The organism is Hydrogenophaga sedimenti, assembly GCF_051857515.1.
Classification (GTDB): domain Bacteria; phylum Pseudomonadota; class Gammaproteobacteria; order Burkholderiales; family Burkholderiaceae_C; genus Hydrogenophaga.
In genome coordinates, this window is record NZ_JBPZHA010000002.1 from 316,583 (window position 1) to 338,771 (window position 22,189).

The 22,189-nt window shown below is 68.8% G+C and carries 22 protein-coding genes; 3 read left to right on the plus strand and 19 right to left on the minus strand.

Annotated features, from left to right (window positions below; translation table 11 throughout):
* Nucleotides 1-26 precede the first annotated feature (26 nt).
* Nucleotides 27-2,075 (plus strand): DUF1631 family protein, encoded by a 2,049-nt coding sequence (locus ACS5NL_RS04175; RefSeq protein WP_439352382.1) that lies wholly within the window; start codon nt 27-29, stop codon nt 2,073-2,075.
* A 22-nt stretch (nt 2,076-2,097) separates the two neighbouring features.
* Here ACS5NL_RS04175 and ACS5NL_RS04180 read toward each other — a convergent pair whose 3' ends face one another.
* From ACS5NL_RS04180 to ACS5NL_RS04235, 12 genes are all read right to left on the minus strand, one after another.
* Nucleotides 2,098-3,432: a TAXI family TRAP transporter solute-binding subunit gene (locus tag ACS5NL_RS04180; RefSeq protein ID WP_439352383.1), complete on the minus strand. Its 1,335-nt coding sequence runs from the start codon at nt 3,430-3,432 to the stop codon at nt 2,098-2,100.
* 54 nt (nt 3,433-3,486) lie between these two features.
* The gene (locus ACS5NL_RS04185) at nt 3,487-3,831 is read right to left on the minus strand and encodes a copper-binding protein (protein ID WP_439352384.1); all 345 of its coding nucleotides are present in this window, start codon (nt 3,829-3,831) and stop codon (nt 3,487-3,489) included.
* Nucleotides 3,832-3,847: 16 nt separating this feature from the next.
* Nucleotides 3,848-4,321: a DUF411 domain-containing protein gene (locus tag ACS5NL_RS04190; protein ID WP_439352385.1), complete on the minus strand. Its 474-nt coding sequence runs from the start codon at nt 4,319-4,321 to the stop codon at nt 3,848-3,850.
* Nucleotides 4,322-4,342: 21 nt separating this feature from the next.
* The gene (locus ACS5NL_RS04195) at nt 4,343-4,864 is read right to left on the minus strand and encodes a cupredoxin domain-containing protein (protein ID WP_439352386.1); all 522 of its coding nucleotides are present in this window, start codon (nt 4,862-4,864) and stop codon (nt 4,343-4,345) included.
* A gap of 8 nt (nt 4,865-4,872) precedes the next feature.
* Complete coding sequence (locus tag ACS5NL_RS04200; RefSeq protein ID WP_439352387.1) at nt 4,873-6,270, minus strand: multicopper oxidase family protein; 1,398 nt, start codon at nt 6,268-6,270, stop codon at nt 4,873-4,875.
* Nucleotide 6,271: 1 nt separating this feature from the next.
* Nucleotides 6,272-7,525: a TolC family protein gene (locus tag ACS5NL_RS04205; RefSeq protein WP_439352388.1), complete on the minus strand. Its 1,254-nt coding sequence runs from the start codon at nt 7,523-7,525 to the stop codon at nt 6,272-6,274.
* Between the two features lie 73 nt (nt 7,526-7,598).
* Nucleotides 7,599-7,958 carry a DUF2946 family protein gene (locus ACS5NL_RS04210; RefSeq protein ID WP_439352389.1) on the minus strand — a complete coding sequence of 120 codons (360 nt, stop codon included), beginning with the start codon at nt 7,956-7,958 and terminating at the stop codon, nt 7,599-7,601.
* A 69-nt stretch (nt 7,959-8,027) separates the two neighbouring features.
* A complete protein-coding gene (locus tag ACS5NL_RS04215; protein WP_439352390.1) occupies nt 8,028-8,315 on the minus strand; it encodes a hypothetical protein in 288 nt (95 codons plus the stop codon).
* A gap of 15 nt (nt 8,316-8,330) precedes the next feature.
* Complete coding sequence (locus tag ACS5NL_RS04220) at nt 8,331-9,086, minus strand: amino acid ABC transporter ATP-binding protein (RefSeq protein WP_439352391.1); 756 nt, start codon at nt 9,084-9,086, stop codon at nt 8,331-8,333.
* Between the two features lie 31 nt (nt 9,087-9,117).
* Nucleotides 9,118-10,224: an amino acid ABC transporter permease gene (locus tag ACS5NL_RS04225; RefSeq protein WP_439352392.1), complete on the minus strand. Its 1,107-nt coding sequence runs from the start codon at nt 10,222-10,224 to the stop codon at nt 9,118-9,120.
* Nucleotides 10,225-10,234: 10 nt separating this feature from the next.
* On the minus strand, nt 10,235-11,434 hold the full coding sequence (locus ACS5NL_RS04230) for an amino acid ABC transporter permease (RefSeq protein ID WP_439352393.1): 1,200 nt from the start codon (nt 11,432-11,434) through the stop codon (nt 10,235-10,237).
* Between the two features lie 113 nt (nt 11,435-11,547).
* A complete protein-coding gene (locus ACS5NL_RS04235) occupies nt 11,548-12,576 on the minus strand; it encodes an amino acid ABC transporter substrate-binding protein (protein WP_439352394.1) in 1,029 nt (342 codons plus the stop codon).
* A gap of 310 nt (nt 12,577-12,886) precedes the next feature.
* Between ACS5NL_RS04235 and ACS5NL_RS04240 the strand changes: the two genes are divergently transcribed.
* Nucleotides 12,887-14,581, plus strand: coding sequence for a long-chain fatty acid--CoA ligase (locus ACS5NL_RS04240; RefSeq protein WP_439352395.1), 1,695 nt, complete (start codon nt 12,887-12,889; stop codon nt 14,579-14,581).
* Nucleotides 14,582-14,587: 6 nt separating this feature from the next.
* On the opposite strand, the gene ACS5NL_RS04245 is transcribed toward ACS5NL_RS04240, so the two are convergent.
* Together ACS5NL_RS04245 and ACS5NL_RS04250 are read right to left on the minus strand one after the other, a co-directional pair.
* On the minus strand, nt 14,588-15,442 hold the full coding sequence (locus ACS5NL_RS04245; RefSeq protein ID WP_439352396.1) for a DUF2189 domain-containing protein: 855 nt from the start codon (nt 15,440-15,442) through the stop codon (nt 14,588-14,590).
* An 88-nt stretch (nt 15,443-15,530) separates the two neighbouring features.
* A complete protein-coding gene (locus tag ACS5NL_RS04250) occupies nt 15,531-15,974 on the minus strand; it encodes a bacteriohemerythrin (RefSeq protein ID WP_439352397.1) in 444 nt (147 codons plus the stop codon).
* 143 nt (nt 15,975-16,117) lie between these two features.
* Between ACS5NL_RS04250 and ACS5NL_RS04255 the strand changes: the two genes are divergently transcribed.
* A complete protein-coding gene (locus tag ACS5NL_RS04255; RefSeq protein WP_439352398.1) occupies nt 16,118-16,858 on the plus strand; it encodes a 2OG-Fe dioxygenase family protein in 741 nt (246 codons plus the stop codon).
* Here ACS5NL_RS04255 and ACS5NL_RS04260 read toward each other — a convergent pair.
* From ACS5NL_RS04260 to ACS5NL_RS04280, 5 genes are all read right to left on the minus strand, one after another.
* Nucleotides 16,828-17,139 carry a YkvA family protein gene (locus tag ACS5NL_RS04260; RefSeq protein WP_439352399.1) on the minus strand — a complete coding sequence of 104 codons (312 nt, stop codon included), beginning with the start codon at nt 17,137-17,139 and terminating at the stop codon, nt 16,828-16,830. The two genes, ACS5NL_RS04255 and ACS5NL_RS04260, sit on opposite strands and share 31 nt — an antisense overlap.
* Before the next feature lie 135 nt (nt 17,140-17,274).
* Nucleotides 17,275-18,732 carry a VWA domain-containing protein gene (locus ACS5NL_RS04265; RefSeq protein ID WP_439352400.1) on the minus strand — a complete coding sequence of 486 codons (1,458 nt, stop codon included), beginning with the start codon at nt 18,730-18,732 and terminating at the stop codon, nt 17,275-17,277.
* Between the two features lie 27 nt (nt 18,733-18,759).
* A complete protein-coding gene (locus ACS5NL_RS04270; RefSeq protein WP_439352401.1) occupies nt 18,760-20,118 on the minus strand; it encodes an AAA family ATPase in 1,359 nt (452 codons plus the stop codon).
* Between the two features lie 4 nt (nt 20,119-20,122).
* Complete coding sequence (bktB, locus tag ACS5NL_RS04275; RefSeq protein ID WP_439352402.1) at nt 20,123-21,307, minus strand: beta-ketothiolase BktB; 1,185 nt, start codon at nt 21,305-21,307, stop codon at nt 20,123-20,125.
* Between the two features lie 113 nt (nt 21,308-21,420).
* Nucleotides 21,421-22,188 (minus strand): SDR family NAD(P)-dependent oxidoreductase, encoded by a 768-nt coding sequence (locus ACS5NL_RS04280; RefSeq protein ID WP_439352403.1) that lies wholly within the window; start codon nt 22,186-22,188, stop codon nt 21,421-21,423.
* Between the last annotated feature and the right edge of the window lies 1 nt (nt 22,189).

Genomic DNA, 22,189 nt, shown 5'->3' on the forward strand with positions numbered 1-22,189 from the left:
TGACCGACTTTGCACCCCACCCCGCCATGAACGCCCGCGCCGAACTGCCGTTTGACACCTGCCTCCAGGAGGCTCTTTCGCTCTCGGGCGGATGGATGGCGCGCTGGGTCGCCCAGCTGGGCGCCGCGCTGTCGCAGCAGGAGGTGTTGACGCCGACCTCACAGGGCAAGCGCGGACAGGCCCAGGCCCGTGCCGCGCTGGCCGCCTGCAGCGAACGGCTGGCGCAGCGCTGGCACGCGACCTTCACCGATGCGGTCCGCGCCGACATCGCCCGCGAAGGCCGCGCCGCCTCGGGCTCACGCTCGTCCGCGCAGAAGATGCTCAGCCTGCACGACCTGGAGCTCATGGACCATGGGCAGGTGCAGGCTTCGGTCGAGCTCGCCCGGCTGCACCAGGTGATCAAGCTGGCGGTGGACGACGACCTGATCGTGCTGACGGCCCTGCTGAGCGCGGCCCAGGGCCTGCGCAGCGTGCGTCCCGAAGCCAACCCCCTGCGGCCCGAGGTGGTGGTCGAATCGCTGACGACGGCGCTGGTGCAGCTCAATGTCGACGACGCCTCGCGCCAGCGCTGGTTCCACGCCGGCGCGGTGGCGCTGGGGCAGGCGCTCAAAGGTTTCTATGGCGGCCTGATTCAGCGGCTGGAACTGCAGGGCGTGCAGCCGGCCGGCTTCGTGGTGGTGCCGGTGACGGTGCCGCGTGGCGTGGCGGCAGCCAACCGCGGTGCCGCCGCGATCGCCAACGAGGCGGACGGGCAGCCGCTGGTGCTGACGCTGGACCACCTGCACCAGCTGCTGGTGGGCAATCTCGCGCACAGCGGTTCGGGTGTGTCCGACCAGGGCACTTCGGGTTCGGGCAACGCCATGGTGCGCACCCTGGCGGGCGAGGTGGTGGCGCAGATGCTGCGCAGCATCGCCGACGACCGCCGCCTGCTGGAACCGGTGCGCGATCTGGTGCTGCAGCTCAAGCCCGCGCTGCTGCACCTGGCCAAGACCGATCCGCGCTTCTTTGCCGACCGCAACAACCCGGCGCGCCGGCTGCTGGAGGTGATCACGGCGCGCGGCCTGGCCTTCTCCAGCGAGCAGGACACGGGTTTCGCCGATTTCGCTCTCCAGGTGCAGCTGACGGTGCAGTCGCTGCAGACACCGTCGGCCGGTCTGCCCGAACGCTTTGCCGAGCGCATGCGCCGGCTGGCGAGTTTCGGTCCGCCCGAAGATGGCACGGCGATGCAGACCCTGGTGCGCGTCGAGCAGCGCCACCTGCTGGCCGAACGCGTCGCCAGCGAGATCCGGTCGCGTCCGGACTTTGCGCGGGCGCCCGCGCTGGTCCGGCGTTTTCTCGTCGGTCCCTGGGCACAGGTGATCGCCCACGCGCGGCTGCATGTGGAAATGCTGGGTGATGCCCCGCTGCTGGCCGAACTGCCCAGCGAGCAGGATGCGCCCGCGCTGCGCTACATGGACATCCTCGGAGACCTGCTGTGGTCCTGCCAGCTGTCGCAGGCCAGCCAGAACCGGCCGCGGCTGATCCGGGTCATCCCGCTGGTGCTGCGCACGCTGCGCGAAGGGCTGGACACGATCGACTTTCCCCGGGCGCAGGCCGAGTCGATCTTCCAGATGCTGATGGGCCTGCACGAAGCGGCCTACAAGACGCACCGCAGCGAAGACTTCATCAACTCGTCGCTGCGGCGCTCGTCCGACGCGCCGCGCGAACCCTGGCTGCACGGCAGCGAGGCCAGCGCATCGGGCTTCATCGACACCCAGCTGATCGAGCCCGATTTCCTCGACACGGTACCGATGTCCGCCGAGCTGCAGGTGGCGGAAACCCTGTCGGTCGGCGCCTGGGTGGAGTTGCAGCAGGCCCAGCAGAGCCAGCGCTGCCAGCTGCGCTGGGCCAGTCCCCACCGCACCATGTTCCTGTTTGCCACCGCAGATGGGCGCCCGGTGTCCCTGACGCGCCACGGCATGGACCGCCTCACCGCCCTGGGTCGCCTGCGCGTGGTGGCCGAGCAGGGCGTGGTCGACGAGGCACTGGCGGCCGTGGCCCGCCTGGCCTGGGTCAACTCGGGCAAGCTGGGCTGAACGGGGCCGGCGCGGTGGGCGTTCAGCCCTTGCGCAGCAGCTTCTTGCGCACCAGCCCGATGTTGCTGCGCAGCGCGTACAGCTCGTCGGTGTAGGACAGCGGCACCACGACCTGTTCCACGCGCGACTCAAGCTGATCGAGCTGTTCCAGCAGTTCGCCGACAGGCGGTGGTGCCTCGCTGGTGTCGGTGAAACGCTGCTCGATGCTGCGCAGCTCGGCGTACCAGCGGAACACGCGCGAACGGATGCGGAAGGTGTAGAGCGGCGGCACCACGCGCGAGAGCGGCAACGCCAGCGCCAGGATCAGGCCCATCGCCAGCCACATGCGCTCGACCAGGTTGGCCAGCCAGAACGGCAGGTAGCGCTGCAGGAAGGGCGGGCCGCTCTTGATCGCGCGCACCGCCTCCGGCGAGATCGGCACCTCGCTGTGCTCCAGGCTCGGGTACTCGCGCGCCCGGTTGAACCAGCTGCCGCCGCTGTGCAGGCCGGTCGCCGACTGCGCGAACAGCTGCAGGATGGCGGGGTGGGTCTTGGCACCGGCCAGCAGGCTGGTGGTCGAGGCGACCAGGTGCATGTCGCGCTCGGGGATGTTCTTCGAGAGGTCGACCACGCCCTGCGGCATCACGACCGGCGTGAGGTAGCCGAAGCGGCGCGAGTAGGCCTCGCTCTGCGTGAAGTCCAGCAGGCGCACGCCCGGCGACTGCAGCAGCATCTGCACCATCAGCGATTCGGGCGCCGAGGCGAACACCACGGCGTCGATCTGGCCGTCGAGGAACGCGACCGTGGCGGGTGTCTGTTCCAGCTCGCTCAGCTGCAATTGCTGGCGGTCGATGCGGTTGACGTCCAGCAGGGTCGAGAACAGGCGTGGCACACCGCTGCCGGGGGTGCCGACATTGACGCGCCAGCCGGCCAGGTCGCTGAGCGACTGGATGACCGGACGCTGCTTCAGGCGCATCGCCGCGTCCTCGCGGTAGAACAGCCACAGCGGCTCGACGAACAGGCTGCCCAGCGAGGTGATGGCCTCTTCGTCGTCGTAGCCGATGTCGGCGCTGCCGCCCTGCACGAAGCCCAGATCGGCCTTGCCGGTGCGCAGCAGTTCGAGATTGGCCGACGAGCCCTGAGAGGGCAGCAGTTCGACCTGGATGCCGTAGCGCGCCAGCGACTGCGCGTAGCGTTTGCCGAACTCGTCGTAGGCGCTCTGCGCCGGTCCGGTGGCAAGCACCACGCGCTTGGGCGGGTTGGGGTCGAGCCACCAGTAGGCCAGCGCCAGCAGCAGCAGGGTCAGCAGCGCGAACGGTCCGAGCGACGCCAGCAGGTCCCGCAGCGACAGCAGGGTGTAGCGGATGTTGTGGGGCATTGCGCTACCTTAGCATGGGCGCCCGGGCCAACAGGGGGCGTCCCGGGCCAGCGGTCAGGGCGCTGGAACGATGTCGACCGCGGTGTAGGCCCCCTTGATCCGGTCGGCCCGGAAGCGGACCTTGTCGCCGACCTTCAGGTCCGCCAGCTGTGCCGGGTCCTTGACCTGGAACACCATGGTCATCCCGGGCATGTCGAGGTTCGGAATGTCGCCGTGCCGCAGCGTGACCTTGCCGGCCGCGGTGTCGATCTTGCGGATCTCGGCGTCGACCTGGGGCAGGGGCGAGGTGGCGGCCGGGGCGGCGGGTGCCGCCGTGTTCTGGGCCAGCACCGGGGGGGCCATGGTGGCCAGCGTGGCCAGCAGGCCGGTCGTGGCGAGCAGGGTGCGGATGTGTTGCATCGGGGGACCTCCGGAATCAGCTGCGGAAATAGGAACGGTAGACACGGCTGCTGCCATCGGCCATCACCAGCAGCACGTCGAACGGGTCCTTGCGGCCGCCGTACTCCGGTCCGTCCATGCCGGGGCTGCCCACCGGCATGCCCGGCACGGCCAGGCCGAGCGCCTTGGGCTGCTCGGCCAGCAGGCGGCGGATGTCGGCCGCGGGCACGTGGCCTTCGATCACGTAGCTGCCGATCCGGGCGGTGTGGCAGGAGCCGTATTTTTCCGGCAGGCCCAGCCGCTGGCGGACCGCGGCGTTGCCAGTCTCGAACAGCTGGGTCTGGAAGCCTTCGCGCTGCAGGTGGGTGATCCAGTCCTTGCAGCAGCCGCAGCTGGGGTCCTTCCAGACCTGGGCCACGGGCAGGGCCGCGGTGGGGGTGGCGGCGCGGGCCGCCAGGGTGGTGGCGCCCAGCAGGGTGGTCGCGCCGATGAGCAGGGAACGTCGTTGCATGGTGTGCTCCTTGGGATGGGATCAGGGCCTGGGGATCACGCGCAGGGTGCCGCGCATGCCGGCTTCGAAGTGGCCCGGGATCAGGCAGGCGAACTCGAAGTCGCCGGGCCGGTTGAAGGTCCAGGTGATGTCGCCGCGCTGGCGCGGCGACACATGGGCCATGTAGGGCTCGTCGTGCTGCATGCCCGGGTGCTTCTTCATCAGTTCCGCATGGGCCTGCAGTTCTTCGCTGGTGCCGAGCACGAGCTCGTGCAGCGTCTTGCCGCGGTTGGCGATGCGCAGACGCACGGTCTCGCCTTCGCGCACCTCGATGTGCGAAGGGGTGAAGCGCATGTCGTCGCCCATGCGGATGTCGATGCGTCGCGTGGCTTCGGCGGTTGCGGCGCCAATGCCCCAGGGCTTCTGCTCGCGCACGACCTCGGCGTCGGTGGCCTTGGGGTGGGCATCGCCGTGGGCGAGGGCGGACAGGGGCAGCAGCGCCGGGGTGGCCAGGGCCAGCAGGTGGCGCAGCGCGGTGCGGCGGCGGGTGGGTGTCGGGGTCATGTGGATGCTCAGTGGTTATGTGCCGGGCCCGGTTTGCGCGCACTGGCGTCGGCCGGGGTGCTGGCAGGATTGGAGGATGCCGCAGAGGACGGCGCCCGTGTGGCCTGCGCGGGTGTGGGCACCTCGCGGGCCTGGGTGCCCGCCGGAATGTTGTACCAGCCCGGGTCGCTGTAGTCGCCGGGTTTCTGGTCGGCGCGCACCTTGATTGTGCTGAACATCCCGCCCATCTCGATCGGACCGAAAGGGCCGGTGCCGGTCATCATGGGGAAGGTGTTGGCCGGCAGTTCCATCTGCATTTCCCCCATGTCGGCCATGCCGCGCTCACCCATGACCATGTAGTCGGGCGTGTGGCGCTGGATCTTCTGCACCAGGCCGCGGTGGTCGACGCCGATCATGGTCGGCACCGCGTGACCCATCGCGCCCATGGTGTGGTGGCTCTTGTGGCAGTGGATCGACCAGTCGCCGGGCTCGTCGGCGACGAACTCGATCTGCCGCATCTGGCCGACGCCGAGGTCGGTCGTGACCTCGGGCCAGCGCGCGGTTTTCGGGACCGGGCCGCCGTCGGTGCCGGTGACCTCGAACTCCATGCCGTGGAGGTGGATCGGGTGGTTGGTCATGGTCAGGTTGCCGATGCGCAGCCGCACCCGTTCGCCCAGTCGCGCCACCATCGGGCTGATGCCGGGAAAGACGCGGCTGTTCCAGCTCCAGAGGTTGAAGTCGAGCATGGTGTTGACCTGCGGCGTGCGGCTGCCGGGCTCGACGTCGAAGGCGCTGAGCAGGAAGCAGTAGTCGCGCTGCACGTCGGCGATCAGCGGGTGCCGTCCTTTCGGATGGGTGATCCACAGGCCCATCATGCCCATCGCCATCTGCGTCATTTCGTCGGCGTGCGGGTGGTACATGAAGGTGCCGGGGCGGCGCGCGACGAACTCGTAGACGAAGGTCTTGCCGGGCGGGATCTGCGGCTGGGTCAGCCCGCCGACGCCGTCCATGCCGGCCGGCAGGCGCTGGCCGTGCCAGTGGACGGTCGTGTGCTCGGGCAGGCGGTTGGTCACATAGAGGCGCACCCGGTCGCCCTCGACCACCTCGATGGTCGGGCCCGGGCTCTGGCCGTTGTAGCCCCACATGTTGACGCGGAAGCCGGGGGCCATCTCGCGCACCACGGGCTCGGCGACCAGGTGGAATTCCTTGACGCCGTCGTTCATGCGCCAGGGCAGGGTCCAGCCGTTGAGCGTGACCACGGGTTGGTATGGGCGACCGGCGCCCGTGACGCCGGGGGGCATCCAGGGCGGGGCGGTGTCGGCCGAGGTCTGTCCGATGGCTTCGGGGATGGCGGCCAGCGCCGCGCGGCCCACGCTGGCCGTGGCGACCGCCGCGGCGGCACCGGTGAAAAAGTGGCGTCGTTGCATGTCAGTGGTCCTTGGCGGGGGCGCCGTCGGTGGCCGACGGGGTCGAAGAGGTGTTGTCGCTGGCGCGATGGGGGCCGCCCGCGCTCAGCAGCTGCCAGTCCAGCAGCGCGCTCCAGTAACCGTGGCGCGCCTGCGCGGCATCTCTGGTGGCCGCGAGGCGTTCGCGCGTGGCCTCCAGCAGGTCCCAGGTGCTCTGGAGCATGCCGTTGTAGCGCAGCTGGGTCTCCTGTTGCTGCGCCGTCAGCAAGGGCAGCAGGACCGATGCCGTCTCCCGGGCCATCGCATGCTGGTCCTGCAGCCGGCCCCAGGCCTCGCGGGCCTGGGAGCGGCGCTCGGCGGTGTTTCGTTGCCATGCCGCCTGGGCCTCGACCACCTCGGCCGCCGCCGGGTCGCGCGGCATGGATGGCGGCCCGGACAGGCCGGGGCGGGCGGCTGGCCCGCCGGGCCCGACCAGGACGGCCAGGGCCTGTTCAGCGGCGCGCTGTTGTTGTGCCAGGCGCGCGGCGGACACGGACGGGCGCAACCGCTCGGCCTCGATCCGTTGCTGTGCCAGGGCCGTGTCGGCCTCGAGGACCAGCGCTTCGGGGTCGGAGGGCATGGGCTCGGCCACGGCGGAGGGGGCCTCGGGCAACCGGGGCGGCAGGCGGCCGGCAAGGTCGGCCGGTGCGCGGCCATCCGCGGCCCCGATCAGGCGCGCCAGTGTTTCCCGGGCCGAGCGCTCGGCCTGCTGCGCCTGCAGCAGGGCCAACCGCTCGCGGGCCTGCGTGATCTGCTCCCGCAGACCGCGGGCCAGGCTCCAGTTGCCGGCGTTCACCATGCGCTGGCCCAGCTCGGCCCCGACCTCCGCCACCTCGCTGCGGGCCTTCTGCAACCGCAGGGATTCGCCCATCAGCACCGCGTCCAGCCAGGCCTGCCGGGTGCGGAAAGCCAGCGTGAGCCGGGCCAGATCCTGCTCCCGTGCCCGGACCGGATTGGGGTCGGCCGGGCCGAGCAGTTCCGGGTGTTGCCCCAGGGCCAGGCGCACCGCTTCGTCGACCGGCAGCGGTGCTGCTTGGCCCGCGGAGGGCACTTCTGCAGGGAGGTGCCGGCTTTCCCAGCGGACGATGTCGGCATGCCCGCGGGGGAATTCCCCAACGCGCTCGATGCGTTCGCGCCACCGCAGGGTGTCGTCCGACGGCGTGTCGGGGGCCGCCCAGACGGGCGGCAGGCTGGCCAGTGCCACGATGGCAGGCCAGGCCCATTTCAATGGAACCATGTGTATCTCCTGACTTCACGGACCGGTGCACGCGCACGGCAGGGCCGCGCGGACGCACCACGGGTAGGGAAGTTCAGGCGATGGGGGGCTTGTGGCCTGCGCGGGGGAGGGCGCTGGCGAAACGCACCGGGCCGGTGCTCTGGCGCGCCGGCGGCAGCGGATGCTGTGCCACCGGCAACAGTGGTGCCGCAGCGAGCGCAGGACCGTTGCAGATGTCGCAGACCGCATGGGGAACGGCGCCGTCCGCCTGGGCGGGATCGTTGTCGTGGTCGGCGAGGGATTGCGGCGCGGCCTGCATGGCATGGTCGGCGCAGTGGGCGACGGCGGTCGCTGGTGCCGCGGGCGCCGCGGGCGCCGTCAGCGTCATGGCGTCACCGGCCCAGGCCCGCCAGGGCAGCAGCACGATCAGGAAGAGGACGAACCAGCGACGCATGGAGGGAATGATACGCCCGGCGATCAAAAGTTCAGGCCGGGTGCGACCCGTGGCTGTTGCGGTGGCGGCTCAGCGGGCGGACAGGCAGGCGCCCGCCTTGTCGATCCACAGCTGCACGCTGTCGGCCAGGTCGCTCTGGCTGAACGAGCAGCTTTCTTCGGCAAACAGCGCGCTGCTCTCCAGCCGGTCGAGCAGGCCGTTGAGCACCTCGCCGTAGCGCGGTGGCAAGGCGGCCAGCAAGGCCGCCTCGCTGCGCGCGGCGGCAGAAAACGCGTGCGGCGACAGCGCGCCGCTGCGCAGACCGTCCAGCGCCTGCTGCAGTGTCCCGAGCCGTTCCCGGAAGTTGTCCTGCGTCATGACCGTGCTCCTGTTTCAGTGGCCCAGGATTTTGGACAGGAAGTCCTTGCTGCGTTCGTTCTGCGGGTGGTTGAAGAACTCCTCGGGGGTGTTCTGCTCGACCACCTGGCCCTGGTCCATGAAGATCACGCGGTCGGCCACGGCCTTGGCGAAACCCATCTCGTGGGTCACGCAGAGCATGGTCATGCCCTGGTCGGCCAGCCCGATCATCACGTCCAGCACCTCCTTGATCATCTCCGGGTCGAGCGCCGAGGTCGGCTCGTCGAACAGCATGATCTTGGGCTTGAGGCACAGCGCGCGGGCGATCGCCACGCGCTGCTGCTGACCGCCGGAGAGTTGCAGCGGGTACTTGTTGGCGTGTTCGGCGATGCGCACGCGCTCGAGCTGGTGCATCGCCTTCTCGATCGCTTCGTTGCGCGGCATCTTCGCCACCCAGGTCGGCGAGAGGATCAGGTTTTCCAGCACGGTCAGGTGCGGGAACAGGTTGAACTGCTGGAACACCATGCCGACCTCGCGCCGCACCTTGTCGATGCCCTTGAGGTCGTCGCCGATCACGGTGCCGTCGACCGTGAGCTTGCCCTGCTGGTATTCCTCCAGCGCGTTGACGCAGCGGATCAGGGTCGACTTGCCCGACCCCGAGGGACCGCAGATCACGACCTTCTCGCCCTTGGCGAATTCCAGGTTGACGTCGCGCAGCACGTGGTAGCCATTGCTGGCGTACCACTTGTTGACGTTTTCGAAGTGGATGATGGGAGCTTCTGCTTGGCTCATGGTGAAAGTCTTTCTTGTCGGGGTCGGGAGTTCAACGCACCTTGCTCACCGATGTGCGCTGCTCGACCCACAGGGAGTAGCGCGACATCGCAAAGCAGAACGTGAAATAGATCAGGGTGATGAAGAAGTACGCCTCAAGCTTGAACGGGCGCCAGTCGGCGTCGGAGTTCAGCGCCAGCGCCAGCGCGCCGGTCAGCTCGTACAGCGAGACGATGGTCACCAGCGAGGTGTCCTTGAACATGCCGATGAAGGTGTTCATCAGCGAAGGCACCACCAGCGACAGGGCCTGCGGCAGCACGATCTTGCGTTGCGTCTGCCAGTAGGTCAGGCCCAGTGTGGCGGCCGCTTCGGTCTGGCCCTTGGGCAGCGCCTGCAGGCCGCCGCGCACCACCTCGGCCATGTAGGCGGCCGAGAACAGCGTGATGCCGACCACGACGCGGATCAGCACGTCGATGCTCACGCCCTGCGGCATGAACAGCGGCAGCATGAACGAGGCCATGAACAGCAACGTGATCAGCGGCACGCCGCGGATCAGCTCGACATAGAGCGTGCACAGGGTCTTGATCGCCGGCATGGTCGAGCGGCGCCCCAGCGCGACCAGGATCGCCAGCGGGAAGGCCATCGTCATCGAGATCACCGTGAGCATCACGGTCAGCGGCAGGCCGCCCCACTGGTCGGTGGGCACCTCGGTCAGGCCCAGCACGCCGCCCTTCATGAGCGTGAAGTACACGACCAGCATCACGGCCCAGATCATCGGCAGCATCCGGTTCCAGAAACGCGGCATGCAGCTGGCGGCCACCACCGCCAGCATCAGCGCGGTGGCGATCACCGGCCGCCAGTGTTCGACCAGCGGGTAGCGGCCCATGACAATCTGGCGTCCCTTTTCGGACACCACGCCCCAGCAGGCGCCAACGCCGCGCACGCTGTTGCACGCTTCGAGGTTGGCACCGAACACGGCGTGCACCACGGTCCAGTTCAGCGCGTGGTAGAGCGCGAACAGTGCCACGCTCAGCAGAGCCAGCGTCATCAGGCTGTTGAGCGGTGTCGAGAACAGGTTGGTCCTGAGCCAGGCGCTGGCCCCGGTGGAATTGCCCGGCATCGGGCGCGGCGAGATCGGTTGAAAAGTGGCTTGGTTCATGGTGCGCTCCTCAACGTTCGCGGATCGCCGCACTGGCGTTGAACCAGTTCATCAGCGCCGAGGTGATCAGGGACAGCGTCAGGTAGACCGCCATCACGATCGACAGCGCCTCGATGGCACGACCGGTCTGGTTGAGCGAGGTCTGCGCGATCGATACCAGATCGGGATAGCCGATGGCCACCGCCAGCGACGAGTTCTTGGTCAGGTTCAGGTACTGGCTGGTGAGCGGCGGAATGATCACGCGCAGCGCCTGTGGCAGCACCACCAGCCGCATCGACTGGCGCTTGCTCAGACCCAGCGATGCCGAGGCTTCGTGCTGACCGAGAGAGACCGAGGCGATGCCCGAGCGCACGATTTCGGCAATGAAGGACGCGGTGTAGAACACCAGGCCGATCAGCAGGGCCATGAACTCGGGCGTGACGGCCGCGCCGTTTTCGATCTGGAAGTCACCACGGGTCGGCAGGCTCCAGGTGGTCGGTGCGCCGCCGAGCAGCCAGCCCAGCAGCGACAGGCCGACAACGAGTGCGAGGTTGACCAGGAAGACAGGGCGTTGCTGTCCGGTCTGGTCGAAGTGCCGGCGCGCCATGCGGCTGTAGAACCAGGCCGCGAACAAGCCCGCCGCCCCACCCGTCAGCGCCAGGCTCTGGCCGGTGTGCCACTCGGGCCAGGGAAACGAGAAGCCGTTCTTGCTGAGGAAAAAATGGCCGAACTGCCAGGCGTCTTCATAGGCCGGCAGCACCTCGGTGAACACGATGTACCAGATCAGCAGTTGCAGGTACACCGGCACGTTGCGGAAGAACTCGACGTACCAGTAGCAGATCTTGCGCAGCAGGTAGTTCCCGGAGAAGCGACCCACGCCGACCAGGGTGCCCAGGATGGTCGCGAGCACGATGCCGACGATGGCCACCTTCAGGGTGTTGAGCAGGCCGATGGAAAACGCTGTCCAGTAGTTGCTCATCACGTCGTACGGAATGAGCGTCTCACTGACGTCGAAGCCGAACGGTTCGCTGAGGAAGTCGTAGCCGCTCTGGATGCCGCGCTCGCGCATGTTGGCCAGCGTGTTGCGCACCAGCAGTGCCACGAAGCCGACCACCGAAAGGATGGCGATGATCTGGTAGAGGACACCGCGTCCTTCTCGGCTGTTCCAGGAAATGGATCGGCGGCGCCGGCCGGGTTGCGGCCGCGCTTCGATCATCGGACTTGTGTTCATGACGTCGGTCCCGATTCAGGATTCAAGAGGCGTAAAAAAACCGGCACAAGCACCTGGGGAATTCCTTCCACAGGCCGCTTGTGCCAGTGTTCATCCACGAAGGTGGAGAAAGATCAGCGCAGGGGCGGGGCGTACAGGAAGCCGCCGTTGCTCCACAGCGCGTTCTTGCCGCGCGGCAGGTTCAGCGGGGTCTTCGGACCGACGTTGCGCTCGAAGATCTCGCCGTAGTTGCCGACGGCCTTGATCGAGCGGGCCAGCCACTCCTTGTCCAGACCCAGGAGCTTGCCCAGGTCTTCGGTGGAACCCAGCATGCGACCGACTTGCGGGTCGGTGCTCTTCTTCATCTCTTCCACGTTGGCGGCCGTGATGCCGTATTCCTCGGCTTCGATCAGGCCGTTGAGCACCCATTTGGTGATCGCGAACCACTCGTCGTCACCACGGCGCACCATCGGGCCCAGCGGTTCCTTGGAGATCAGCTCGGGCAGGATCACGTGGGCTGCGGGGTCCTTGGCTTCCTTGGCGCGGGTCGAGGCCAGGCCGGAGGCGTCGGTCGTGTAGGCCTGGCAGCGGCCGGAGAAGTAGGCGCCGGTGGAGGCTTCGAGCTTCTCGAACACCACGGGCTTGATGTTGAGCTTGTTGGCGCGCGAGTAGTCGGTCAGGTTCTTCTCGGTCGTGGTGCCGGACTGCACGCAGACCGTGGCGCCCTTGAGCTGCTTGGCGCTGGTGATCTTGCCCTTGGGCACCAGGAAGCCCTGGCCGTCGTAGTAGTTCACGCCCACGAAACTCAGGCCCAGCGAAGCGTCGCGGGTGAGTGTGTTGGTGGTGTTGCGAGAGAGCACGTCGACCTCGCCGGACTGCAGCGCCGTGAAGCGTTGCTGGGCATTCAGCGGCACCCACTTGACCTTGGTGGGATCGCTCAGCACGGCGGCGGCCAGTGCCTTGCAATAGTCGGCGTCCAGGCCGGTCCAGTTGCCGCTGGCATCGGCTTGCGAGAAGCCGGCCAGGCCGGTGTTGACGCCGCAGATGACCTGACCACGGCTCTTGATGGCGTCCAGCGTCTTGCCGGCGTGTGCGGGCAGGCTGGTCAGGGCGGCCACGGCACCCAGAGACATCACGGCCAGTTTCAGGGAATTCATTTTCATCGGTCACTCCGGTTTGTAGGGAAGTTGTGAACAGCAGGGTGAAGGTGCACCGGATCGGGGCACCCCGCGCCCGCCGAACGAATGTATTACCGCCCAGCAGGGCAGGCATCGGGGTTTACGTGGGAAAACTATGCGAAGAATGTATGGTCGCATCGCTTGCCGGTTTGACCCGAGTCCATGCTCATCGCTGCAGCAGGTTCCATGCCAGCGGGTGGCTCTGCGGGCCGTCCCGCCAGCGACAAGTGTGCTTTCCTTTTTGCAGCACACAACCGTATGCTTCGGTCGAAAAAGCGTACCAGGAGACAAGCCCATGACGACCGACTCGCCCACCGCCGCCCGCCCGCACCACCGCTTCTGGCCGCGGCGCCTGCCACACGCCATCACGCCGCCCGCGACCTCGCTCTGGTTCAACCTCTGGGTCAGCGCACAGCGTTATCCGGACAAGCCGGCGCTGGTGTTCTTCGACCGCACCACGAGCTACCGCGAGCTGCACGATCAGGTCGAGCGGCTGGCCGCACACCTGCACCAGCATGGGGTGAAGGCCGGGGATCGCGTGATCCTGTTCATGCAGAACTGCCCGCAGTGGATCGTGGCGCACTACGCGATCCTGCGCGCCAACGCGGTGGTGGTGCCGGTCAATCCGATGAACCGCGCCGAGGAACTCAAGCACTACATCACCGACCCCGACGTCAAGGTCGCGATCAGCGCGGCCGACCTGGCCGGTGACCTGCTGCAGGCCAACGCGGCCCTGCCCGAAGCAGAGCGCCTGTCGCACCTGGTGGTGGCCCACTACTCGGACGCGATCGGCCCGGACGCGGCCATCCCTCCGGCCTGGACCGCCTGGCTCTCGACCCGGCATCCGGTGCCTTCGATGCCGGGCGGCACGGTGGTCGACTGGGCCGAGGCGCTGGCCTGCACCGCCGCGGCGCCGGTGCACGACCGCCATCCTGCGGACCTGAGCGTGCTGCCCTACACCAGTGGCACCACCGGTCTGCCCAAGGGCTGCATGCACACCCACGCCTCGATCATGCACAACGCCGTGGCGGGACAGCTCTGGACCGGCGGCACGCACGAAAACGTGTCGCTGGTGGTGGTGCCCATGTTCCACATCACCGGCATGGTGGTCGGCATGCACTCGGGCATCTACACCGGCGCCACGCTGGTGCTGATGCCGCGCTGGGACCGCGAGCTGGCCGGCCGCCTGATTTCACAGTGGAAGGTCACGCACTGGAGCAACATCCCGACGATGGTGATCGACCTGCTCGCCAGCCCGCGCTTTGACCAGTACGACCTGTCCAGCCTGGTCTTCATCGGCGGCGGTGGTGCGGCCATGCCGCAGGCCGTGGCGCAGCGCCTGTTCGAGCAGTTCGGCCTGCGCTACGCCGAGGGCTATGGCCTGACCGAGACCGCCGCACCTTCGCACAACAACCCGGCCGATGCGCCCAAGCAGCAGTGCCTGGGCATTCCCTTCCTCAGCGTGGACGCACGCGTGGTGGACCCCGACACCCTGCAGGAGATGCCGCAGGGCGAGGCGGGCGAGATCATCATCCGTGGTCCGCAGGTGTTTTCCGGCTACTGGAAGCGTCCCGACGCCACCGACGCGGCCTTCATCGATTTCGACGGCCGGAAGTTCTTCCGCTCCGGTGACCTGGGGCGGGTCGACGAGGACGGCTACTTCTTCATCACCGACCGCCTCAAGCGCATGATCAACGCCAGCGGCTTCAAGGTCTGGCCGGCCGAGGTCGAGGCGCTGATGTTCAGGCACCCGGCGATCGCCGAGGCCTGCGTGATCAGCACGAAAGACGGGTACCGCGGCGAAAGCGTGAAGGCGGTGGTGGTGCTGCGCGACGCTGCCCGCGGTCAGACCACCGAACAGGACATCATCGACTGGTGCCGCGAGAACATGGCGGTCTACAAGGCGCCGCGGGTGGTGCAGTTTGTCGACGCGCTGCCCAAGAGCGGCAGCGGCAAGGTGATGTGGCGCCTGCTGCAGGAAAAGGAGTAGACGCCGTCAGTCCTGGGCGGGAACGATCTGGCGGTATGCATGCCAGGTCGCGTGGCCGATCACCGGCCCGGCGATGAACAGGCCGAGGAACAGCGGCAGCATCGCCAGCAGGATGGTGCCGGTGATCAGCGCGCCCCACACGAACATCACGCCCGGGTTCTGCAGGCAGGCCCGGATGCTGGTGAGGCCGGCCGAGACCGCGTCCACCTTGCGGTCCATGATCATCGGGATCGAGATCACGCTGGTCGTGAAGATGATGCTGGCGAACACGGCGCCGACGATGGTGTAGGTGATCACGAAGCCGATGTTTTCGGGGTCGATCAGCATCGCCAGCAGGTTGGCTTTCTCCGGCAGGGTGTTGAAGCTGACCGCGAACACCACCAGCGAGGCGCGGCCCCACAGCATTTCCAGGATCAGCAGCACGCCGGCGAAGATCGCCATCGTGCTCTTGGTGGGGCGCCAGGCCTGCAGCGAGGCGCGCAGCGAGGGGCGGTGGTCCTGGGTTTGCAGCGCCTTGCTGGCGTCGTACAGGCCCAGGCAGAGGAACGGGCCCATCAACAGGAAACCGGCGCTCAGCGCCAGCACATACGCCGGCGCGTTGGCGAAGACCGCCAGCAGCGCGTGGCCCATCAGGAAGAAGCACAGGCCATAGAACAGGCCGATGCGCGGACAACGCCGGAAGTCCTGCCAGCCCAGCCGCATCCACTGCAGCGGGTCCGAGGTCCGCAGTTGCGCCAGCGGCAGCGAGAAGACCGACGCTTCACGTTCGGCGGCCGCGCTGGTTTCGCCGTCCGCGACCGGATCGGCGTCGGAAATGTTCCCTGCTAATGCTGCGGCGTCTGCCTGCAGAGCTTCTGCCATGGAGATCTCCTTTTGACAAAGATCAATATAGCCATGGCTTCAGCGGGGGCTTACATGGTTTTCCCCGAGACCCTGCCGGTGACAGGGTTCAGGTCGGCGCGTGCGACCGGGCGCTTCGTTGGGTCTCGCGCCGCGCCGACGGTTCGGCCTGTGCGCTGCGCATGTGCAGCGCCAGCGCCGCGTCCAGCGTCTGGGTGTGCTTGGCGAACCAGACGCCCAGTTCACCGGCCATGTTGCGCACCGCAGCAAAGTCGCCGCCGCGCGCCAGCGCCAGACCTTCTCGCAGCACATTGAGCACGACCTTGTGCTGCATGATGTGGTTGTCGGCGGCGGCGAACCTGGTGCGGCGCATCCACTCGTCCTCGCGTCCGAAATGCAGCATGGTGTGTTCGATCACCGCCGACCAGGCGGACGGCAAGGCATCGTCGGGCGCGGTCTGCGCAAACGCGAGCAGTTCCACGAACGCGTGGTGCACGTCGTCCATCGGCGGGTAGTCCAGCACCAAAGCTTCGGACCATTCAACTGTGTTCATGGGCACCTCCGTGTCAGTTGGTCCAGCTTGGCAGCGCAGCCCGGGGCGATCTTTGATCCAGCGCAGAAACTTCACGCATCGCACCTGTGCCGACCCGGTTTCCGCGTGGCATTTGAGCCACCGCAGCCCGCTACACTGCCCGCATGACCCGCGCTTTTGATCCTCCTTGCTCACCGCTGGCGCGCCGCGACGCGGACCTCGCCGCCCATGGTTTTTCCCTCCTCGGCGCGGCCGACGTGCGCGACTGGCTGGCAACCGATGCCGGCGAACTGGAACGCTTGCACGGCGCCTGGAACCATCTGCCCGCCGACGGCTATCTGCGCGACGGCGGCCGCTACCGGCGCCGGCGCCACAGCTGTTTCGTGGTCGATGGCGCGGTGGTGACCGAAGCGCCGCACCGCGCGCACTGGCAGCCGCTGGAATACAACGCGCTGCACGGCGGCATGCAGCGCTGGTTCGAGCCGATGGAGCCGGCCACGACGGCGAACCCGCTGTGGCAGCGCATCCTGGTGCGGGTCGGCGAAGCGGTGTCGGCGCTGCACGGTGCGCGGCCCTGGTTCGTCGAGGCCCATCCGTTCCGCATCGACACCACCGACGGCATCGGCCGGCCGACACCCGAGGGCGCGCACCGCGACGGCGTCGACCTGGTGGCCGTGTTCATGCTGGAGCGCCACGCCATCAAGGGTGGTGAGAGCCGCGTCTTCGAGGCCGAAGGACCGGCCGGCCAGCGCTTCACGCTGACCGACCCCTGGTCACTGCTGCTGCTGGACGACGCGCGGGTGATCCACGAGACCACACCGATCCAGCCGCTGGCGGCCGACCAGCTGGGCTGGCGCGACACGCTGGTGCTGACTTACCGGCGCAGCGGTTTCCAGGGGGATTGAGCCTGCGAGCCATCGGCGCGCGCCTCGGCGTGTTCGCGGATGTGCGCCGGCAGGCGTGAGAGCAGCCAGCGCAGCGCCAGCGGCACGATCACCAGATCGTCCAGCACGCCGACGACCGGCAGCACGTCGGGAATCAGGTCGATGGGCGAGAGCAGGTAGAGCACGATGCCGGCCGCGCCCGCCTTGAGCCAGCCCGGGGCATCGGGATGCCCCAGCGCATACCAGAGCCGCTTGGCGTCACCGCGCACGGCCACCCAGATCACCGACAGACGTTTCCACATACGGCTCACCTCCAGAACACTTGCAGCGTGCCCGGACCATCCGGACGGCGCGAAGTGTGGGGCAGTGGACCCGGTTTGCAAGACCTGGGTTCCCGCCGTCCGTCACCAGGCGCAGGGTGTGCGCAAAACGCACGCTCAGCGCCGGATGGCGTTGGGGAAATACATCGCGGTCAGGCTGCGGCTGTGCACGGGAGAGAAGCCTTCGGCGGCCGCGCCGCTGGCCTGGCCGTAGCGCCGCCAGTCGCGCACCCAGTGCAGGGCGTCGCAGATCTCGACCAGACCGATGGTCTCGCGGTCGCCGATCAGGATGCCGTGCACCCGCAGCGCGAGCCGCTCCTTGGCGCGGCGCAACTGGGCCAGCGTGGCCGGGGTCAGACCGAACTCGCCGTCGCTGACGATCAGCACGTCGGCGTCCTGCCAGCCCTGCTGCTGCACCTGTTCGATCGCGCGTTCGATCGGCGTCTGCACGTCGGTGCCGCCATCGAAGGCCTGGCCCATCAGGTCCAGCAGCGCGTCCAGTCCGGCCGCGTCGCGCGTCAGCGGGCGTTCCAGCAGTTCGCCCGGGCCGCCGAAGGCCAGCAGCTGGCAGGCGCGGTCGCCCGCGTGCGCACTGCGCAGCGCCTGCAACACGCAGGCCTTGGCCACGTTCTCGGGGGCGCCCTGCATCGAGCCCGAGGTGTCCAGGCAGACGATCAGCGGGCCATGGCCCAGGTGGGCGTCCTGCTGGCGCGCGGCGGCGCCGTCCGGCTGCGGCCGGGGTTGCGGACGCTGCTCGCGCGCGCGGTCGTCGTAGGTCAGCAGCTGCGCCTCGGCAAAGCGAGCGCGCCACAGGCGGCGCAGCACCGGATGGGTGAGGTTCAGGCTTTCGCTGCCGGTCATGCGCGCGATCACGCGCGAACGGTGCACCCCGTCCACCGCGGTGGGTTCGGGGCGGCGCTCGTCGTCCTCGGTCGGCCGTGGCGCGGCCTGGTCCGTGGCGGGCTGTTCTGGCCTGGCGGTGCGCGCGGTGGGCTGGTGGGCATCCAGCGCGCGCCGGCCCACGCCATCGATGAACTGCGCCAGCGCCGGCAGACGTTCGAGCAGGCCGCCGATGCGCCGCGCCTCGGCCCACTCGCGGCGGTTGAGCTGGCCCTTGAGGTCGTCCCAGTGCAGGTGCGACAGGTCGCCCAGCGACTTGAGCAGCGACATCGCTTCTTCCCAGCCCTGGCGTTGCAGGGTCCAGTTCTCGCGGAACTCGCCGGCCATGCGGTCGATCGCGGAAGCCCGTGTCTCCTGCGCCGGCCGCTCGATCAGGCTGTCCAGGTGCCAGAGCAGGCTCTGGACCATCTGCCGCGTGAGCGAGGGGTTGCCTTGCGTGAGGGTCAGCAGGTCCAGTTCGCCCAGCAGAGCCCGCAGCGGGGCGACCGCCTCCGGGTCACCGAGGTCCAGCCGCGCATCGGGCAGCCGGCCGGCCAGCAGGGCGTCGTGCCAGGGCAGGGCCTGCGCCAGCCGCGCCTCGGCCGTGCCACCGCTGCAGACCACCGACCAGCGCCAGAGTTCGCGCGAGAGGCCGTCGAGGTGGTGGTAGGGGCGGTCGGCGGGATGTTCGGACATGGCCTTGGAGCCGCTGCCGCGGTGTGCTCAGTCCTGCCAGCTCACCGGCGTGGGCACGAATTCCGACTGGTCTTCCTCCAGCCGGGGCAGGGCGGCGAAGCCCCCGTGCAGGTCGGCCAGTTGCACCGCCAGCGCGTCGACATGTGCGCAGCGCTGCGTGTGCACCGCCACGATGCGCTCCCGCCACGACGGCGGCAGCCAGCCGTGCGCCACCGCCTGGGCCAGCACCAGGTCGGCGGTGGCATGGACGCCGGATTGCACGGCCTGCACCCGGGCCTGCACCTCGGCCACCTGCGCCACGCGGGCGCGGATGTGCAGCGCGCCATAGCGGCGGTGGGCACGTTCGCTGGTGATGCGCACCAGCTCACTCTCCGAGGTCGGGCCCGCGATCGCGCGCGCCAGGGCCAGCTTGCCGGCGCTGTCGTCCTGCGCGTCGGCGGGGGCGCGGCGCTCGATGTCGAGCTGCTGTTCGAACGCCTGCGCGGCACGTTCCAGGCCATCGATGGCCAGCGGCGTGGCCTGGGCCACGGTCTGCAGGAACCAGTCGGTCCAGCCGGGCACCTGCTGCGGGTCGCCGGCCAGCACGAAGGGCAGCACCCAGGCGTCCCAGGCCGACACCTCGTTGGCGTCGCGGCTGGCGGCCTGCACCTGCAGCAGCGCGGCGGTCTGGCGCCAGCGGCGGTCGGACACGGTCTGCTGCGTGTTTCTGGCGCGCTCGCGCGCGGTTTCCAGCAGCGCGATCACCGCCTCGCCCAGCGATACCTCGGCCGCCTGCTCACGCAGCGCCGCCAGCGAGGCGGACGACAGCCGTGCATCGGGATGCGCCTCGCCTTCGGGACGTGCCGCCTGCAGCAGCGCAGCGAAGTGCGCGTCGTCCACCGGCATCACCGGCACGCGCAGCAGGAAGCGGTCGTAGAAGGCGTGCAGGCTCTCGTCCTGTGGCACCTCGTTGCTGGCGCCGACCAGGCAGACCAGGGGCACGTCCACGCGCTGGCTGCCGTTGTCGAAGCAACGTTCGTGCAGCAGGCCCAGCAGGGTGTTGAGGATGGCCGAGTTGGCCTTGAACACTTCGTCGAGGAAGGCGACTTCGGCCGAGGGCAGGTAGCCTGCGGTCAGCCGCTCGTAGCGGTCGTCTTCCAGTGCCTTCAGGGACAGCGGGCCGAACAGCTCCTCGGGCACCGAGAAGCGGGTCAGCAGCCGCTCGAAATAGTGCGCACCGGGCAGCAGGCGCTGCAGGCGCCGCGCCAGTTCGCTCTTGGCCGTGCCCGGCGGGCCGAGCAGCAGCACGTGCTCGCCCGCCAGCGCCGCCAGCAGCAGCGCCCGGGCTGCGACGTCGCGCTGGAGCAGGCCGCGCTCGAGTTCATCAATGGCGGCTGTCCAGCGCATGGCGTCACACGCGTTCAAAGATGGCCGCGATGCCTTGCCCGCCGCCGATGCACATCGTCACCAGCGCATAGCGGCCCTGGATGCGCTGCAGTTCGTACAGCGCCTTGACCGTGATCAGCGCGCCGGTGGCACCGATCGGGTGGCCCAGCGAGATGCCCGAGCCGTTGGGGTTGACCTTGGCCGGGTCCAGGCCCAGTTCCTTGGTCACGGCGCAGGCCTGGGCGGCAAAGGCTTCGTTGGCTTCGATCACGTCCAGGTCGTTCACGGTCAGGCCGGTGCGCTTGAGCACGGCCTGCGTGGCCGAGATCGGGCCCACGCCCATGATCTTGGGGTCCAGACCCGTGTGGGCGTAGCCGACCAGGCGGGCCAGCGGCTGGGCACCGCGGGCCTTGGCGGCACCGGCTTCCATCAGCACCACCGCCGCGGCAGCGTCGTTGATGCCCGAGGCGTTGCCGGCGGTCACGGTGCCGTTTTCCTTGATGAATACCGGCTTGAGCTTGGCCATGTCTTCGAGCTTGCAGCCGGGGCGGAAGTGTTCGTCGGTCGCATAGGCCACATCCCCCTTCTTGCTCTTGAGCATGACGGGCACGATCTGGTCCTTGAAGCGGCCTTCGGCGGTGGCGCGTTCGGCGCGGTTGTGGCTCTCGACGGCCAGCGCGTCCTGCATCTCGCGGGTGATGCCGTACTTGGCGGCCACGTTCTCGGCGGTCACGCCCATGTGGATGTTGTGGAACGGGTCGTGCAGGGCGCCGACCATCATGTCGACCATCTTGGTGTCACCCATGCGGGCGCCCCAGCGCATGTTCAGGCTGGCAAACGGTGCGCGGCTCATGCACTCGGCGCCGCCGCCGATGGCGATGTCGGTGTCGCCCAGCAGGATGGACTGGCTGGCCGAGACGATGGCCTGCAGGCCCGAGCCGCAGAGGCGGTTGACGTTGAAGGCGGGCGTGCCTTCGGCGCAGCCGCCGTTGATCGCACCGACGCGCGAGAGGTACATGTCCTTGGGTTCGGTGTTGACCACGTGGCCGAACACGACATGACCGACGTCCTTGCCCTCGGTGTTGGCGCGCGCCAGGCTTTCCCTGACCACCAGCGCGGCCAGTTCGGTGGGCGGGCTGTCCTTGAGGCTGCCGCCGTAGGTACCAATGGCGGTGCGGACGGCGCTGACGACAACTACTTCTCGGCTCATGTTCATCTCCTGTGCTTGTGGTGGGTGGGGGTTCTGGTGCGGCCGGCTTCGTCCGCTCAGCCAGCCATGGTATGCCTGTCAGGCTTACACGGGCCTTGTGCGCCGCAGGCCAATCAGGCTCTCACGTCGGCCACCACGTCGGCGCCGAAATCGGGGTGCTTGAGAAATGAGAGCACCTGCGTGGCCGCCTGCTCGGGGCTGGCGAGCTGGTGCTGCGCCTTGAGCTGCTGGAAGCGCGCCAGATCGGGAAAACCGGCCGGATCGCCCGCCCGCAGCTGGGTCTGCATGTCGGTGTCGATCACCCCAGGCGCCAGCGACACGATCTTCGCGCCGTGCTGGCGCCGAGTTTCGTCCAGCGCCACACAGCGGGAAAAGTGGTCCATGCCCGCCTTGGCGGCGCAATAGGGCGCCTGTGCGGCCATCGCCCGCCGCCCCAGCCCGGAGGAAATGTTGAGCACCTTGCGCGGACCGCGCCAGCCGGCGTCGACCCAGGCGCCGCTGGCGTTGAGGAAGGCGGCCGTCAGCAGCATCGGTGCTTCGAGCCCGACCCGCAGCGCGTTCGCGATGCCGTCGGGCGGACAGTGTTCGAGTGGTGCGATCTCGGGAATCACGCCCGCGTTGTTGATCAGCGTGGCGCTGGCCAGGCTGGGCGCATCCAGCTGCGACAGCCACTGCTGCAGCCGCGTCGCCACGGGGGCGGGATCGGCCAGGTCGACCGACCACTGCATCACGGTGGCGCCGCGCGCCTTGGCCAGTTCGTTGAGCTCGGGGCGGGTCTGGCGCGAGAGACACAGCAGCGGGCGGCCAGGCGCGACCAGCTGCCGCGCCATCGCCAGCCCCATGCCGCGCGAGGCGCCGGTGAGGATGACAAGGTCTTGCATG

Coding starts and splice junctions, on each gene's coding strand:
- ACS5NL_RS04175 (WP_439352382.1), top strand. CDS start 27: ATGAACGCCCGCGCCGAACTGCCGTTTGACACCTGCCTCCAGGAGGCT.
- ACS5NL_RS04240 (WP_439352395.1), top strand. CDS start 12,887: ATGACGACCGACTCGCCCACCGCCGCCCGCCCGCACCACCGCTTCTGG.
- ACS5NL_RS04195 (WP_439352386.1), bottom strand. CDS start 4,864: ATGACCCCGACACCCACCCGCCGCCGCACCGCGCTGCGCCACCTGCTG.
- ACS5NL_RS04215 (WP_439352390.1), bottom strand. CDS start 8,315: ATGACGCAGGACAACTTCCGGGAACGGCTCGGGACACTGCAGCAGGCG.
- ACS5NL_RS04245 (WP_439352396.1), bottom strand. CDS start 15,442: ATGGCAGAAGCTCTGCAGGCAGACGCCGCAGCATTAGCAGGGAACATT.
- ACS5NL_RS04255 (WP_439352398.1), top strand. CDS start 16,118: ATGACCCGCGCTTTTGATCCTCCTTGCTCACCGCTGGCGCGCCGCGAC.
- ACS5NL_RS04180 (WP_439352383.1), bottom strand. CDS start 3,432: ATGCCCCACAACATCCGCTACACCCTGCTGTCGCTGCGGGACCTGCTG.
- ACS5NL_RS04235 (WP_439352394.1), bottom strand. CDS start 12,576: ATGAAAATGAATTCCCTGAAACTGGCCGTGATGTCTCTGGGTGCCGTG.
- ACS5NL_RS04205 (WP_439352388.1), bottom strand. CDS start 7,525: ATGGTTCCATTGAAATGGGCCTGGCCTGCCATCGTGGCACTGGCCAGC.
- bktB (WP_439352402.1), bottom strand. CDS start 21,307: ATGAGCCGAGAAGTAGTTGTCGTCAGCGCCGTCCGCACCGCCATTGGT.
- ACS5NL_RS04260 (WP_439352399.1), bottom strand. CDS start 17,139: ATGTGGAAACGTCTGTCGGTGATCTGGGTGGCCGTGCGCGGTGACGCC.
- ACS5NL_RS04185 (WP_439352384.1), bottom strand. CDS start 3,831: ATGCAACACATCCGCACCCTGCTCGCCACGACCGGCCTGCTGGCCACG.
- ACS5NL_RS04280 (WP_439352403.1), bottom strand. CDS start 22,188: ATGCAAGACCTTGTCATCCTCACCGGCGCCTCGCGCGGCATGGGGCTG.
- ACS5NL_RS04200 (WP_439352387.1), bottom strand. CDS start 6,270: ATGCAACGACGCCACTTTTTCACCGGTGCCGCCGCGGCGGTCGCCACG.
- ACS5NL_RS04265 (WP_439352400.1), bottom strand. CDS start 18,732: ATGTCCGAACATCCCGCCGACCGCCCCTACCACCACCTCGACGGCCTC.
- ACS5NL_RS04190 (WP_439352385.1), bottom strand. CDS start 4,321: ATGCAACGACGTTCCCTGCTCATCGGCGCGACCACCCTGCTGGGCGCC.
- ACS5NL_RS04250 (WP_439352397.1), bottom strand. CDS start 15,974: ATGAACACAGTTGAATGGTCCGAAGCTTTGGTGCTGGACTACCCGCCG.
- ACS5NL_RS04230 (WP_439352393.1), bottom strand. CDS start 11,434: ATGAACACAAGTCCGATGATCGAAGCGCGGCCGCAACCCGGCCGGCGC.
- ACS5NL_RS04220 (WP_439352391.1), bottom strand. CDS start 9,086: ATGAGCCAAGCAGAAGCTCCCATCATCCACTTCGAAAACGTCAACAAG.
- ACS5NL_RS04225 (WP_439352392.1), bottom strand. CDS start 10,224: ATGAACCAAGCCACTTTTCAACCGATCTCGCCGCGCCCGATGCCGGGC.
- ACS5NL_RS04210 (WP_439352389.1), bottom strand. CDS start 7,958: ATGCGTCGCTGGTTCGTCCTCTTCCTGATCGTGCTGCTGCCCTGGCGG.
- ACS5NL_RS04270 (WP_439352401.1), bottom strand. CDS start 20,118: ATGCGCTGGACAGCCGCCATTGATGAACTCGAGCGCGGCCTGCTCCAG.